This window comes from Pontibacter sp. E15-1 (genome assembly GCF_022601975.1).
Lineage (GTDB): Bacteria > Bacteroidota > Bacteroidia > Cytophagales > Hymenobacteraceae > Pontibacter.
Genome location: NZ_JAKVIR010000039.1, coordinates 25643 through 41383, shown reverse-complemented (window position 1 = coordinate 41383; position 15741 = coordinate 25643). Strand labels below are relative to the sequence as shown.

The 15741-nt window shown below is 49.7% G+C and carries 14 protein-coding genes; 10 read left to right on the top strand and 4 right to left on the bottom strand.

Annotated features, from left to right (window positions below; translation table 11 throughout):
- Positions 1–103: 103 nt before the first annotated feature.
- The gene (locus MKJ04_RS21250) at positions 104–571 is read right to left on the bottom strand and encodes a hypothetical protein (RefSeq protein WP_241643974.1); all 468 of its coding nucleotides are present in this window, start codon (positions 569–571) and stop codon (positions 104–106) included.
- Between the two features lie 205 nt (positions 572–776).
- Between MKJ04_RS21250 and MKJ04_RS21245 the strand changes: the two genes are divergently transcribed.
- Positions 777–1373: a hypothetical protein gene (locus MKJ04_RS21245; protein ID WP_241643973.1), complete on the top strand. Its 597-nt coding sequence runs from the start codon at positions 777–779 to the stop codon at positions 1371–1373.
- Between the two features lie 119 nt (positions 1374–1492).
- Positions 1493–4009: a gliding motility-associated C-terminal domain-containing protein gene (locus tag MKJ04_RS21240; RefSeq protein WP_241643971.1), complete on the top strand. Its 2517-nt coding sequence runs from the start codon at positions 1493–1495 to the stop codon at positions 4007–4009.
- Between the two features lie 262 nt (positions 4010–4271).
- Here MKJ04_RS21240 and MKJ04_RS21235 read toward each other — a convergent pair whose 3' ends face one another.
- Entirely contained in the window at positions 4272–4898 is a 627-nt protein-coding gene (locus MKJ04_RS21235; protein WP_241643969.1) for a heme-copper oxidase subunit III, read from the bottom strand.
- 283 nt (positions 4899–5181) lie between these two features.
- Between MKJ04_RS21235 and MKJ04_RS21230 the strand changes: the two genes are divergently transcribed.
- From MKJ04_RS21230 to MKJ04_RS21205, 6 genes are all read left to right on the top strand, one after another.
- Positions 5182–5760, top strand: a complete 579-nt coding sequence (locus tag MKJ04_RS21230; RefSeq protein ID WP_241643967.1) for a hypothetical protein — start codon at positions 5182–5184, stop codon at positions 5758–5760.
- A gap of 366 nt (positions 5761–6126) precedes the next feature.
- Complete coding sequence (ligA, locus tag MKJ04_RS21225) at positions 6127–8139, top strand: NAD-dependent DNA ligase LigA (protein ID WP_241643966.1); 2013 nt, start codon at positions 6127–6129, stop codon at positions 8137–8139.
- 167 nt (positions 8140–8306) lie between these two features.
- The gene (locus tag MKJ04_RS21220; protein WP_241643965.1) at positions 8307–9353 is read left to right on the top strand and encodes a sensor histidine kinase; all 1047 of its coding nucleotides are present in this window, start codon (positions 8307–8309) and stop codon (positions 9351–9353) included.
- A gap of 3 nt (positions 9354–9356) precedes the next feature.
- Entirely contained in the window at positions 9357–10082 is a 726-nt protein-coding gene (locus tag MKJ04_RS21215; protein WP_241643964.1) for a LytR/AlgR family response regulator transcription factor, read from the top strand.
- Between the two features lie 168 nt (positions 10083–10250).
- Positions 10251–11120: a 4-hydroxy-tetrahydrodipicolinate synthase gene (gene dapA, locus MKJ04_RS21210; RefSeq protein ID WP_241643963.1), complete on the top strand. Its 870-nt coding sequence runs from the start codon at positions 10251–10253 to the stop codon at positions 11118–11120.
- A gap of 598 nt (positions 11121–11718) precedes the next feature.
- Entirely contained in the window at positions 11719–12825 is a 1107-nt protein-coding gene (locus MKJ04_RS21205; protein ID WP_241643962.1) for a YbhN family protein, read from the top strand.
- A gap of 129 nt (positions 12826–12954) precedes the next feature.
- Here MKJ04_RS21205 and MKJ04_RS21200 read toward each other — a convergent pair whose 3' ends face one another.
- Positions 12955–13491 (bottom strand): hypothetical protein, encoded by a 537-nt coding sequence (locus MKJ04_RS21200; RefSeq protein WP_241643961.1) that lies wholly within the window; start codon positions 13489–13491, stop codon positions 12955–12957.
- Positions 13492–13671: 180 nt separating this feature from the next.
- Positions 13672–14346, bottom strand: coding sequence for a hypothetical protein (locus MKJ04_RS21195; protein ID WP_241643960.1), 675 nt, complete (start codon positions 14344–14346; stop codon positions 13672–13674).
- Between the two features lie 154 nt (positions 14347–14500).
- On the opposite strand from MKJ04_RS21195, the gene MKJ04_RS21190 reads away from it, so the two are divergent.
- Together MKJ04_RS21190 and MKJ04_RS21185 are read left to right on the top strand one after the other, a co-directional pair.
- The gene (locus MKJ04_RS21190; RefSeq protein ID WP_241643959.1) at positions 14501–15178 is read left to right on the top strand and encodes a hypothetical protein; all 678 of its coding nucleotides are present in this window, start codon (positions 14501–14503) and stop codon (positions 15176–15178) included.
- 219 nt (positions 15179–15397) lie between these two features.
- A complete protein-coding gene (locus MKJ04_RS21185; protein ID WP_241643957.1) occupies positions 15398–15640 on the top strand; it encodes a hypothetical protein in 243 nt (80 codons plus the stop codon).
- The last annotated feature ends 101 nt before the right edge of the window (positions 15641–15741 follow it).

Here is a 15741-nt window from a genome sequence, read left to right as displayed (position 1 = left end):
GTTGGTTTTTCTCTTCCATGTCTGCTGTGTTAAAGGTAGTACTCCTAATCCTTTGACACAGTTCATTTTACAGCCTCTATAAAACTGATCAAATGAGGCTATACTAAAATACTTGCAGCACTTTGTACGTCTTATCGCGGAATGAGAAAGATTCTCCGGCGGTCTTTCCGGCCATGGCCTTGTAAAGCGGCGACATTCCTGAGATGGCATAAAACGATTCCTCATCCAGCTTGATCTCTCCCAGGCTGACACTGATAAAATAGTTCTGAAGCTCGGTATGCACTACGGCCCCCAAAGAAATCTCTTTGTTCGCTTTCGTGGCGTTGATGTTCCGCAGTACGCTCATGGTCCGGATAAGCTCATCCAACTGGCGGGCGTACATGTCGCGCTGTATCTGGCAGTTTTCCCGGAACGACTCAAACTTGTCCTCCATGGCTCCTTGGTGCTCGTTGGCGCTTTCCTGCGCCTCGTCCATGGCATCTTTAGCAGCCTTAATCTGCGCGTTCAACAGGCGGTTACATTCCTGTAAAAGCCTTTTTTTTGTTTCGAGGTCCTGAGTAAATAATTCCATAGTTTTGGTTTTTGATTCGGCCAGCTTTGGGTGAGTTGGCCGTGGGTTAGCATGTTATCAAATATAGCAGTAATTGGTATGATTCAAATGATTTTAAGCAGTTTAGAGGTTTTCGCCGTTCCCAAACCCATGTACTGGAATTCAGTTCGCGGAACTAAGCAATAAACTATTTAGTGGGTAGCATGTTTATGGGGTAAATTTAAAAATGCCATTTAACGAATTTTTTAAGCGATTGTTGGGCCATGAAAGCGGCAAAGCCACCTGCACCAAACTGGAGCGGACCGGCAAGTATAAGGCCGCTTACAAAGAATGGCTAAACGCGCAGGTATACCTCAACTGGACCGGCGTGTTTTACAAGTCATACCATTTCCTGAAAGCCAACTTTCCGGCTCCGCTGCGGGTGGAAATTGTGCGCGACACGCATGTGCGGGGAGTAGTTTTCTTTTACGACCCCAGTATCGGGGCCACAAACTTCTGTTACTTTTTTGACCTCCTGCGAGACAGAGTGCTAGAGCAGGGCTATACCCTGCACAACTGCGACAAGCTTGAAATCAGGCATGAGCGGTATACCGAGCAGATCGAGAAACACCTGCTTACGCCCCCCGCCTCCGATCTGCCTGGAACGAGCCTGTGTAACCAGTTGTATGGGAACGTGCTGCTCGACTATATAAAAGTAAACAAGCACCCCGGCTACATACGTTTTGCGGCTAACGCCTACCACGACTCCTATTTCTCCCCGGCTCTTCCCTTTGAGGAGTTGCTCGAAAAGGTGCTGCAACCAGACGAGACACCCCGGCCTTAAGGCCTGGCTGCAGGCGGGCTTGTTTATACATGGCGCATGTAGTGCAATTCTCTTTCAAATGACATTTATTTTAGATACATTTAGACCTAAACAACGAATGGCAATTTAAGGGTCTCTGTATGCCAAAACGGTTACTGCTCATATTACTGATTGTCCTCTGTTCGCTCAGAGTTAGCGCCACCCATATTGTAGGCGGAGAGTTTGAACTGGAGCATTTGCAGGATTACAATTACCGCCTGAAACTGAACCTGTATTTTGATGTGATCAACGGCAGTCCTGCCGCATTGGATCAGTTTATCACCGTCAATATCTTTTCTAAGGCGACTAACCAGCGAATAGCTGCCCTGGACATGTTTATACAGGAGCAGTCGCTGGTGCCGTATACTAACATCGACTGTACGGTTGGTGAGTTAGTCACACGCAAGATCGTTTACTACCAGTCCATCTTTCTGGACCCGGCTATCTTCAATAACCCCAGCGGCTACTATGTAACCTGGGAGCGCTGCTGCCGCAACAACACCATCAGCAACATTGTAGCGCCTGAAGACGCGGCCCAAACCTTCTACATGGAGTTTCCGCCCGTGATGCTCGACAGGTCTCCCTTCGTGAATTCCTCACCGAAACTTTTCCCGCCCCTGAGCGACTATGCCTGTGTTGGCGAACTTTTTTACTTTGATTTTAACGGAGTTGACCCTGACGGAGATTCCATTGTGTATGATATGGTGACGCCCCTCAACGGCTATACCAACCGCGACATGCCCATTTATACCATCCCGCCCAAGCCGGCGCCCTACCCGCTGGTGAGGTGGCTGCCTGGGTATGGCACCAACACGCAGGTACAGGGCAGCCCGCCCATTAGCATCGAGCCAAACACGGGCCTCCTGACCATGCGACCGTTTAGCAAGGGCTTGTTCGTGTTTGGTATCCGCGCCCAGGAATTCAGGAATGGGAAGAAGATCGGCGAGGTCCGACGCGATTTCCAGGTGCTCGTGCTCGAATGTCCCCGTAACCAAAGCCCCAAAGTAGTAGCCCAAGAACAAGGCAAAAAAGAGTTTTACCAGGAGGGCACTGTGCTGCGCATCAGCCCCACAGACAACCGCTGCATTAACTTGTTTATCACAGACCCTGACCTTAGCGAGTTTGTTTCTTTGCGCGCAAAGCCCGTAAACTTTTCCAGTCAGGAATATACTTTTCAGGGCACGACCAGCGGCATGATTAACCAGGGGCCAGCCCTGGACTCGCTGAAAGCCACGCTTTGCTTTGACCAATGCTTTGACACGGGCGGGAAAATCTACGAACTAGACCTGATCGTGAGCGATGACGGCTGCAGCCTGCCCCGGCAGGACACTGTCCGGGTCCGCTTTCAGATAGAACCGACCCCAGACATACCTCCTTCAATCTCCCTGTCGACTAATACGCGTGTCTTTAAAGTCAAAGACGGAGATCAGATTACTTTTGATGTCCTAGGCCTTGACCCCGATGAAGATATCGTATCGCTTACTGCCGAGGGAGAAGGGTTTACCCTCTCCGAGCAGGACATCAGCTTTACGGGAGGCAGTGCCACCGGTCGGGTAAGTTCGCCTTTCACCTGGAACATCAACTGCACGACTTTACAAAGAGACTCCTATACGGTTAACTTCAATGTGGAATCCATCGTCTGCGACAAACCAGTTAACCGCACGATTGCGATTGAGGTGCAGACGGAGAGCAACAACAATGCGCCAACGCTCACCTCAGACCAGCCAGATCAGTTGATTGAGTTAGAGACAGGGCAAACTTTTACGGCCAACCTGCTGGGGACTGACCTGGATCTGGACCAACTCACCCTGACGGCGGCTGGCGAGGGCTTTACTTTGGATGACCTGGGTATAAGTTTCACAAGCACAGGCGGTTTAGGTCAGGCAACAGGCGTCCTGACCTGGACACCGACCTGCGAAGCTGTCAGGAGAGGGAGCGTTCGGGTGAAGTATACCCTGCAGGAGCAAGCCTGTGCGCCTAACCAGAATAAGGAGCTGGTGATGGAGTTCCGGATAAAGGATCCAAACAATGCCCCGCAGTTAACCTCAGACAAATCCGTGTTGGTGTTTGACCTGAAGCTGAACGATGAGTTTGAGGCGCAACTCTCTGGCACCGACCTCGATCTGGACAATCTGCTGCTCTCCGCTTCCGGCGACGGCTTCACGCTTGCCGACTATGGCATGAGCTTCGAGAGCACTCCGGGCAAAGGTGATGTAAAAGGTGTCTTCAGGATGCAGGCGCTCTGCAAGGCCGCTGAACAAGGCTTGGTACGGGTCAACTTCAACCTCGCCGAAGATGCCTGTACTCCCCTTCCGCAGCAACTGACCATGGAATTCCGGATAGAAGTCCCTAAAATCGATGATCATATCCCTGCGAATATTTTCACGCCAAACGGCGACGGCAAAAACGACTTTTTTGAGGTGCCCAATTTACCTTCAGAGTTTTGTACCGCTGTTTTCAAAAGCATTCGTGTGTACAATCGCTGGGGCAAGGAAGTATATGCCAATACTAGCAGCAATTTTAAATGGGATGGAAAAGACGTGAACGACGGCGTTTACTTCTACGTGATAGACTACCAGAGCAGCAAGTTTAGAGGTTCGGTCACCATTGTCAGGTAAAGAGAATCCCCCAAAACAGCAGCGCCCCCTGTCCTTAAAAAGAACAGGGGGCGCTGCTGTTTTGGGAAGTTAAGGAATGATAAAGCTTATACTCCCCTCATCTGGTATACTTAGTTGAGACTAAAGTTTGATGACATTTTCTTTTACAGGCAAACTGAGAACAAGCGGAAAAATTTTATTGGATAAAAATATTTAGATTGTGTTAATCGCCTTCTGCCTTTTGGCCCGAAAACCCTACGTAAAAGCTAATTCCGGTATGAAGTTAGGTAATGAAGAGAAATACAAGATATAAGCCCAGCCACAGGAAATCCATGAAGTGCCAGTAGCTGTTGAGCATAGACAACTGTAGGTGCCGGAAAGGGTCCCGGATAAAAATGAGGCTGCGCACGCCATCCGAGGATACATAAATGGTTTTGAACAGCATGAAGGACAGGAAGATTATACCCCCTAGCAAATGCAGAATGTGCAGCGCCGAAATGAGGTATAAATAAGTGCCCGACGCTTTCCCGGAAAAGTAAATACCTGTCTTAGACATTTCGTTCCAGCCGATGAGCTGCGCCCCGATAAAGAAAACGCCAAGACACAAAGTCAGCGCCAGGTAACGCACCATCTTCTTCAGCTTTTCCTTTTTATACATGCGTGGCACCTTCGTCATGGTATAGCTGCTGAAGAGCAGCAGAATGGAGCTCACACTGAAGAATTTGGGTAATTCAAAATTGTCACCCGGGAAGCCGCCCGTCCGGGCAAAAGCGACTGTCAGAATAAAGAACAATACCCCTATGCCAATCATGCTCAGGTAGAGCAGCATTCGGATAGGGTGCATCTTCTCAATCCTGCGGAAGGCAGAGCGTTGCGTTGCGTTAATTTGTTTCTTCTTATCTGAATCCATTATCAGCCTATTTGCACCGCTGGGCAAACCGCGTAACACAATGTCTCACAGTCTGTACGGTGGTTCTATGCACCTATTCATTTATACCTGCGCAGGGATATTATGTTCTGCATTTTCCTAAAAATTTTCATAGTGTTTCGTCCCTGTATCGTAACAGTTTAATCCTCCTAATGTTGTATGTAAAATATGAGTACCAGCGGCGCGAGGCTTGCACTGCGATGGCCAACATCCTTCCTAAAGAAACTGCGTTAATAAAAGGGCCTCCACCTTATCCCAGACTCCCATGAAAAAAAATATACTACTCTTTTTGGCCCTTCTCCCGCTTTGCCTGCTCTTCCAGAAGGAAGCGTTGGCGCAGAATGACCGCTCTGCCTATACTGGTAATAATACCATACGGATTGACCTCGAGGGCATCGGGCAGCGATACCAGTTTGTCTCAAATCAAATGCTGGTGCGCCACAACAAAGAGACGCACCGCCTTGAATGCGTGGTGCCCGTGGCGAGCCTGATTCCGACAAACGACTCGATCCCTCCGGACATGGCCTACGAGGTGCTATACGGAGCGAAATACCCTGAACTGCTCATCCTGATCGCGGAACCGGAGCAACAGTCCTCGCAAGGCCGCTTCAATCCGTCCACTATCAACCGTAAGACCTCTATCAACTTGCAGGGGGTGAACAACGACACAAGAATTCCGGTCGCTTATTTGAAGGAGAACACCACCATTTACTTCTCCACTAACTTCGACCTGATGCTGGGTAATTTCCAGGCATCGATGCCTGTCAAATACCTCCCAATCCTGACGGGAAGGGTACTTTTCAGCATCGAAAAGGCCTATTGGTATAACATGACCAGTAACTAAGTTTATACCTGCAACATACATATTGTTTTTGGTATCCCATACCCTATTTCACTGCGCTATATAAATAAATTTCTGCTGTTTTTAGGTATGGCTGCAGTAGCCTCAGACCGCTGACGGTTGCATATCCTGCGCAAGCATACTATGGCTTTTGCGTCTGGATATCGGCATAAGTCTGGTTTACTGTATGCTAGTAGAACATGCTCCTTCATCGTGAATCTCCATAGGTGTACCCCTTTGATTTCTTAAGTTTGGAACGATTACTCCCTAAGCTGGCTGTCTTTTTGGATGATGGACAAGAACCCGCGTTTCCGGCTCTGACTTCTGCTTCCTGTTTCCTATTTTTACGGGAGAACAAAACTACGACACATGGCAGCAGTGAAAGAGCCAGCCCAGCAGATAGCCGAGCTGACAGCGCGTATAAATCACTTGAATTACCAATACTACCAGAACAGTGTTTCAGAGGTTTCTGACATAGAGTTCGACGGCCTGTTGAAGCAACTGCAGGAAATTGAAGAGCAGTTCCCCGAGTTACGTCAGCCTAATTCCCCCACCCAGCGCGTGGGCGGCACCATCACGAAGAGTTTTAAAACTGTGCACCACAAGTGGCCGATGCTCTCGCTGAGCAACACGTACTCGGAGGAAGAGCTGCGCGAGTTTGACGCAAGGGTACGCAAGGCAATCGGCGAAGAAGTGGAGTATGTCTGTGAGCAGAAGTTTGATGGGGTGGCCATCAGCCTGACGTATGAGAACGGGGAGTTTGTGCAGGGCGCCACACGGGGCGACGGCAGCCGGGGCGATGAGATCACGGCGAATGTGCGCACCATACACGATGTACCGCTGCAGGTGCACGGCGAAGGCTTCCCTGATTTGTTTGAGGTACGGGGTGAGGTGTTCCTCCCCTTGCAGGTGTTTGAGCAACTGAACGCGGAGCGCGAGGAGGCGGGCGAGCAGTTGCTGGCCAACCCGCGCAATGCGGCATCCGGCACCCTGAAGCAGCAGGACTCCGCCATCGTGGCCAGCCGCAAGCTGGGCTGCTTCTCCTACTCATTCCACGCCTCCCCAAATCCCTTTGACACGCACGCGGAGAGTTTGCAGGCAGTGCAGGCCTGGGGGTTTAAGGTTTCAGATACCTGGCGCAAGTGCCAGAGCATTGAGGCTGTGCTGGCCTACATCAACGAGTGGGAGTCGAAGCGCTTTGAGCTTCCGATCGCTACCGACGGGGTGGTTGTAAAGGTGAACAGCTTCGCGCTGCAGGAAGAACTCGGGGCCACGGCAAAAAGTCCGCGCTGGGCCATTGCCTATAAATACGCTTCCATGAGCGCCGCGACACAACTGCTTGGCATTAAGTATCAGGTGGGGCGCACCGGAGCCGTTACACCCGTCGCCCTTTTAGCGCCCGTGCTACTGGCAGGCACCGTCGTGAAGCGGGCCTCGGTGCACAACGCAAATGAGATAGAGCGCCTCGACCTGCGGCTGGGTGACACTGTTTTTGTTGAGAAGGGCGGTGAGATCATTCCTAAAATAACCGGGGTTGACTTCTCCAAGCGCCCCGCTGACAGCCAGCCAATTTTATACCCTACGGCATGCCCCGCCTGCGGCACTCCTTTGATTCGGGCTGATGGGGAGGCGCACTTCTACTGCCCCAACGACGAAGGCTGCCCCCCGCAGATCAAAGCAAAACTGGAGCATTTTATCTCCCGCAAAGCCCTAAACATCGATGGCCTTGGCCCCGAAACTATTGAACAGCTGTATAAGCAAGGCCTCGTGCGCAACGCCGCCGACCTATACGACCTCACTTTTGAACAGCTCGCGTCTCTGGAGCGCATGGGCGAAAAATCAGCCACCAACATCCTGAACAGCCTTGAAAAATCGAAAGAGGCACCGTACGACCGGGTCCTTTTTGGCCTGGGCATCCGCCTTGTGGGGAGCACGGTAGCCAAGAAACTGACCGAGCAGCTCCCTGATCTGGAGGCGCTTCGGGGAGCTACGCACGAGGAGCTGCTAGCCATACATGAGATCGGCGGACGCATTGCCATGTCTATCCTGGATTATTTCCAAAACCCAGAGCATGTGCAGGTTTTGGAGCGCCTGAAGGCGGCTGGGCTAAAGTTCAGGTCTGAAAACACTGCGCCCGCCATGGAAAGCGAGAAGCTGGCGGGAAGCACGTTTGTGATCTCCGGCGTTTTCCAGAGCATGAGTCGCGACGAGCTGCAGCAGTTGATCATCAGCCACGGCGGCAAGGTCGTCTCCTCCATTTCAGCCAAGCTGTCTTTTCTGGTGGCTGGCGACAAAATGGGGCCTGCCAAGTTGGAGAAAGCAAATAAGCTGGGCGTCCGTATCCTGTCAGAGGACGAGTTTCTGGAGATGATCCGCGCCTAAAAGCCAGCAAAATATGGCCCTGATGGGATACCGTCGGGGCCAACTCTATGCTGCGCATACCCAGTATCTGAATTTAATGCGGTAGAAACTTGCGTTTGTGACTGCCTTTAGGTACCTAGGCAGTCCGGGTACTTGCAGGCCCATACCATGGCCAACAGCAACAAAAAATGAACATAACGCTTCGGGAGGTAACCATGAAAAGACGCTATAAACTGGCGCTGCATGTTGCTGGCTGGCTGATTTTTGGGGCCTGGATTTTTTACTTTGTGTATGCCAACCGCTCCCTCACCTTGCACAAAGGGCTGGACATTACCGTCGGGCTGCTGTTTCACCTGCTGATCTTTTATTTCAACTGGTATGTGCTCATCCCGAGGTATCTTGCGCGCAACCAGATACTGCTCTATGTTTTTGCGGTCGTCACGATGCTCCTTTCGGTGGCCGTGCTGCAGGCACCATTCGACTATTACATATTTCGGGAGTATAACCCCGGTATGGACACCCTGTACAGCACGGAGCGGCTGCTGCAGTACATGCTGGGCGGTTTGGTAACCACGTTTATCAGCTCCGCCCTGAAAGTGACGGGCAATTATATCCGCAACGAGCGGCGCAACAAAGAGCTGGAGACGCAGAAACTGATTACTGAACTGGCATACCTCAAATCGCAGGTGAACCCCCATTTTCTGTTCAACACGTTAAATAACATATACTCCCTGGCCTACAAACAGCACCCTGAAACCCCCGACGCCATCATGAAGCTCTCGTTGCTGATGCGCTACATGCTGTATGAGAGCAACGACACGATGGTGAGCCTGGAGAAAGAGGTGGAGCATATCAACAATTTTATCGCGCTGCAAAAGCTTCGCCTGCGTGAGCACACCGGTATCAGGTTCGAGGTGCAGGGTGAACTCGCGAACCGCCAGATTGCCCCCATGCTGCTCATGACTTTGGTCGAGAACGCGTTTAAGCATGGGCTGGTAAGCAAAAACGAAATAGGCATACAGATAAACCTGACCGTACAGGAAGACGCCCTGCTTTTCAGCACTGTGAACAACACCAGCTCGCACAAAAAGCGGGAGTTCGGAGGGATTGGCCTCACAAACCTGCGCCGGCGCCTGAACCTGCTATACCCCAACCAGCACTTGCTGGCCTTCGAGGAGAAGGATGGGGCTTTTTATGCGACCTTGAAATTATACTTCAGACCTAACGCCAAATAAAACATGAAAATACGTTGCATCGCTGTGGACGACGAGCCACTCGCCCTCGATATCCTTGAAAGCTATATTGCCAAGTTGCCCTTTCTGAAATTGGTGCGCACCTGCTCGAGTGCCACCGAGGCCATGCAGGCGCTGCAGGACGAGCAGATCGACCTGATGTTTCTGGACATCGAGATGCCCGAGCTGACAGGGATCCAGTTTCTGAACATCCTTAAGCACCAGCCGCTCATCATTTTCACGACCGCTTACCCGGATTATGCCCTGGAGGGATTTAACCAGGATGCAGTCGATTACCTGCTCAAACCCATCCCCTTCGACAGGTTTCTGAAAGCCGTGACCAAAGCCCAGGAAAGGCTGCAACGCCATGAGAAGACACCCGACGCCCCGGCCCCAAGCGCGCCGCACGAGCAGGACTTCATGTTTGTGAAGGCAGACTATAAATCGGTGCGCGTTGATTTCAAGGACATCCTCTGGATCGAGGGCCTGAAGGATTATATCATCATCCAGACCAAGGATCAGAAAATCATCACCCTGCTCTCGATGAACAAGATGATGGAGAAGCTGCCAGAAGCTAAGTTTCTGCGCGTGCACCGCTCCTACATTGTGTCGCTGCAAAAGATTGAGAGCATCGAGAAAAGCCGCATCCGCATTGGCCCCAAAGAGATACCGATTGGGGAAGTATACAAGGAGAATTTTTTAAAGTGGGTGGAGGAAAACAATATACAGTAAGCTTGCGCAGGTAAACATTAGCCCTTACTTTTAGCGTATTCTTAAATTAAAGCGGTAGCCGATAGCAATTTCACAGTAAACCAGCATCGTCAATCTGATGCAGGGGTATAAAAAGCATTTGCAGAAAAGAATTCTTAATTCGAAATTCGCGCTCCGTAAACTAAAGAAATGGGAAGAGAGAAATTTACAGGTACAGGTGTAGCCCTTGTTACGCCGTTCACCAAAGAACTGACGGTAGACTATACAGGCCTGCAAAAGTTGCTTGACTTTACGTTGGATGGAAACGTGAATTACCTGGTAGTCAATGGCACCACCGCCGAATCGGCCACCACAACGGAAGCAGAGAAAGCGGAAATCCTGAGTTTTATCAAAAAGCACGTGCAGGGGCGTGTGCCGCTGGTATATGGCTTGGGCGGCAACAACACGCAGCAACTGCTGGACACGATAGCAAGCACAGACTTTGAGGGAATCGATGCCATCCTCTCTGTCAGCCCGGCCTATAACAAACCTTCTCAACTGGGTATTTACCAGCATTTCCTGCACATCGCCGACGCCTCCCCAGTCCCGGTGATACTCTATAACGTTCCTGGGCGCACGAGCAGCAACATCACAGCCGATACCACTTTAAAGTTGGCCCTGCACGACAACATTATTGGTATAAAAGAGGCATCCGGTAACATGGAGCAGTGCATGAGCATTGCCAAGCATAAGCCAGAGCAATTTATACTGATTAGCGGTGATGATTTGCTGACAGTTCCCATGATCTCTTTCGGGGCTGAAGGGGCTATCTCTGTGCTGGCGAACGCTTTTCCTGAGAAATTCTCTGAGATGGTGCAGTTGGCTCTGGCGGGCAACTTTAAACAGGCGGCAAGTCTGCTGCACAGCTTTATCGACATAAACCCCCTACTCTATGAGGAAAGCAATCCGGTAGGAGTAAAAGCGCTATTAGAGCGATTCGGTATTTGCTCCGCCAACGTAAGGCTGCCGCTACTGGAAGCAACTTCAGGTCTGAAGAACAGGTTGGAGAAGCTACTTTAAAAGGGATGCCATACTAATGCAAGATTAACAGACTTTGCATTTCTATATATTGCACAGAAAAGGCCAGCAATTTGCTGGCCTTTTCTGTGCAATATAGTTCGCTATCCTTCTCACTTTTGGTCATACCTATACTTGTGTTTCAATTATAACGCCACCTACCATCAACACCAAAAATATTATATAACCATAATCTAAACACATTCTCCTAAATAGAGGAAGCTTCCATATAGTTATACATTCATTTGTTTTAAATGAAATAAATAGAATTTTAACTTAAATTAATACAATAGTTAAGCATTTAAAACCATTTAAAAGGTCCACCTTAATTACGCTACCCCTCCGAATAATACCTTTCACTAAATAAACAGTCTATTTTTGAAAGCTAGTGTTTCAGGGAAACATTAAGTCTTTATCTTTCAGAAAAATTAGGTCAAGCACGTTTATGTCATCCATTCTCCAACCTAAAATTAGTTATATAACATCCTGCTGCAGTATGCTTTGGGGTGATGTGTGGTTGTCTTCTGGGACTTCATACAAATTGCGTTAAGCCCTTTCCTATCCTCACCAAAGCTGGATCATTACGCGTTACCCTGGCCTCATGACTGTATCAGAAAAGAAACTTCGTAAAAAGTTTACCGTCCGCTATCTTGCTTTGCCTACGGTTCTGGGTTTAAGCGTGATCGCGTACCTGCTGTACGCCGGGTATGAGCCAGGTCAGTTTGGCATAATTCTTCAAGCAAATTTTTACTGGGTAGGTATGGCCGTTGCTGTCCTCATAGTCCGGGACCTGGGCAATATGTATCGCATTCGCTACATAACCGACCAGGTGCTTTCCTGGAAACAGAGCTTCAGTGTCATCATGCTTTGGGAGTTTGCCGCATGCGCCCTCCCCACGGTGGTGGGCGGAACGAGTGTGTTGGCCTATATCCTCTTCAAGGAGAAAATCCCATTAGGCCGATCAATCGGCAAGGTCATGGTTATCTCTATGCTGGATAACCTGTATTTTGTGCTGGCTGTGCCTTTGGTCCTTTACTTTACAAAAGGCATCCTGCTCCCCGAGTTGGTAGGTATACCTGGTGCTTTGCGCGAGACGCTGGCAGTTGCTTTTATTGTCAGCTATGTGCTCGTGGCGCTGTCTGCCTTTACGATGTTTTATGCCCTCTTTATTAACCCGCACGCCGTTAAACGCGGGCTACTTTATACATGCCGCATACGGCTTTTCGGCAAATGGCGACAGGCTATACTTCGGCATGCCAACGAGTTGCTGCTCTCCTCAAAGCACCTCCGCAGCAAACCGGCAGCTTATTGGTTTCGTGCGGGAGTCTCCACGGTGTTTGTCTGGACGGCCCGCTACATCATAATCGGCTTACTTATCGCGGCATTTACTACTCTCAACCTGCACGATCATGTGGTCATATTTTCGCGCAACCTGATCTATAAGATTGTCTTATTTGTTTCGGTCACTCCTGGAGCCGCCGGTATTGCGGAATTGGCTTTTCCAGCGTTCTTTGGCGCTTACCTGGGAAGTTTCACAGCCATAGCGGTGTTCGTGTACCGCATACTGACACATTATCTGTATCTGATTATTGGAGCTGTTGTGTTTCCTCGCTGGGCCGCCCGTGTATTCAAATCAGAGCACGCTCATGTAGAGCCGGAGCATGCGGGAGAATTACAGGAAGACCGCCGAAAACGTCTGCAAGCTTGATGATGGCATACCTGGATATAAGAAGAGGCCGCAGCGTGGTGCTACGGCCTCTTCTTATTAAAAATTTAAGCTAGTTTATTGATCTTGCCAGTGGATTAAGCAGTTAAATGCTCAGCCCGATGAAGCAGATTAGTGCGGGTTATTACTCCAACCTTTTTTCCCGAATCGGTCGTTCCCAAACTCGCGGAAAGAATCCTGATTTCCGTAGCTGCCCTCATGGCGGAATCCGTGGTTTCCCCGGCTATCGAAGTCACGGTAACGATCGCCCTCTTCCGGGTTGTCGTAGTTTGGATTATACCCTTGGGTATAGCGGTAACTCCGCGGTTCCCGGGTATAGGGGCCCTCACTGTACGGGAAATGCCCAACCTGGTCCAGGTCATTCTCCACGCCGTAAGGCAGGCCATAGTCAGAGGATCGTGGGTGGTCTGAGTAGTTAGCGGTGTCATACATCTGATTGTATCTGTCTTCCCGATTGCCTTGCATGCCTCCGCTGCTGCCAAACTCCCTGCTCTGCTGAATTCTGTAATACTCGCCCGGCTCATTGCGGGTATCTCCCAGTTGCGCATGCTCCTGTGCCTGAAACTGTCGTTGTTGCGGATCGTTTTCAATTTGATTTCTGTAGTTGCGGTTGTATTCGCCGTAATTGGTGCTTCGTTCGTTCTTCATGATTAATTAGGAATAGACGGCCTGACAGCCGTAGGTTTAATGCTGATAATTTAAGCATGTATAATACTCATCTTCGGGAGGCGAAATCCATACATACCCTTACTGTAATCTGGTCGAGTTGACCCTTCAAAAGAATGCCTTGCGGATATAAGTCAAGAGTGTAAGACAGAGAAGTCAGGATTAGCGCCTGTCTCTGTGACGCATGTAATCATCATAGTCATCTGTGTTTCTATTGCGGTCATCCCAACGGCTCAAGAAACGTCTTGTTTCGCCATACTGCATGGCATCTTCTGAGTAGTTGCGACCGGCAAAACCGGGGGTATAGTCATCATCGTAATTGGTGTAGCCCGCTTCGTTTTGGCTGTATGATTTAAAATCTCTTCGTGAGTCGCGTCCCCACCGGTCATCCTGATTATTTCGCCTCACTTCATGGCCAAAGCGCTCTTCTCCCCTGCCATACCTTCTGTTCTCCTCCCCGGACAGGTTCATGCCAAAATCCGTATTGCCACGACGGCTGTAATCTGCCCGCGCATCGTAGTGGTGAGACGAATTATACCCGTCGCGCTTAGGATAGCTCATGTTATAAGGGTTATCGGGAGCGCCGGCGTTGCCACGTGTAAAGTCCGGGCCACTGTACCTAGCCCCACCCGGCCTGAATCGCCCTGACGGGGACATTTGGCGACGGTCCTCATTGCTGTTAAACCTGCTGTCGTCACGGTATTGGGTATAGGGGCTGTCCTCGTAACCCCGGTAAAAGTGGCTGTCTGGGGAATAGTTTCCTCTGTCTGAGTTCTGCCCATGGTGATGCCCATGTAGCCAGCGCGGTTCTCTCTCGTTCCTGTCAGTAGTGTTCATAGCTTGGTAGGGGTATGGGATTTAATGTCAAAGTGCACTGTTTCTTTTTACGGGTATAAGGGCACAATGGGTTAGCCTCCAAGCATCTATACTTCATAAAAACCCCAGCGCCACTCCAGCGTTTAATAAAGACAGACAAACGACATAAATACCTATGGAAAGAAGCACTTGGAACAATAGCCCACAATACCCCGAGGACAGAGACAAGAGAAACCGCCAAAGGGACAATTCTCCTAGTCAGAACCCAGACAGTTACCGTGGAGCCTATCGCTTCGAAACCGACAGAGATCCCCGTAACCAGTCCAACTGGAACCGTTCAGAAGATCACGCTGACAGAAACAGAAATCAAGGCCGATCCCCTGATTATAACCAGGACTATAATCGTAACTATAACAACGACTATAACCGAAACTATAACTACCCTACACGTGACCACCGAGCTGAGCCACGGCAATCCGCGCGTGGCAATGACAGAGAGAATTTCCAGGACAGGAGCTACGGCAGCCAGCGCAATCACGTAAGCCAGGGGCACGAGAGTGTTCACGACCGGATTGAAGACAATGACCCGTATGGCGTTGGGAACTTTAACGCCAACTATCGGCCCGATACGTACAGAAGTGGCCGAGGAGAGAATTACGGAAATATGGCCGGCTCGCTTAGCTATGGGTATGACGGCAGCAGTAACTATAACCCGGACTGGAATAGCCGATATGATCCATTAAGTGGACACAGGCGCAGCTACCACGGCAATTATGAGACGCGCCACCCAGCGCATGGTTGGCAGCCTGAGGAGGGCAGTGATCGCCGGAAGCATTCAAACGAGTGGTATTAACGGATGGCGCCTGATTCCTGGTGCTTCACCAAATTAAAGATCAGAAATTAAGCTTTAGAAATGAGGTATAAAGTCCATTTCTAGTCATGTATAAACAGACGCTAATTCTGGTTATTAAATTGGTAAATTAATAGGCGATGAAAATTACATCTCATGCAATCGTAGTCATGGGCTTCAATAATAAAGCACAGTACAATTTAAACTTAAAAATCAATACAAATGGACCAGAACGATAAGAATAAAAAAGACAAGTTGAAAGACGAGAATATCAGTGAAACCTTAAATACTGGAAACAGTGTGCCAAACATACACCCAACAGGTGTAAGACAAGAGGAAGTAGATGAAGAGGATATTAAAAAAGGAAGAGTTGGAGGAGCCCCTTCACAGAAAAGTGGTAGCAGAGGCAGTGCCGATGTGCAGGATGGTGGTCAGGATATCGGAAGCAGTGCCGGCAGCCATTAACCAGCAGCGTTATTTTAGATGAAGCGTATACCACTCAATCGCATCATCCAGAATCAAACATAGTTTAAACACCAATACATAAAACAGCGCGCCACCTTGCT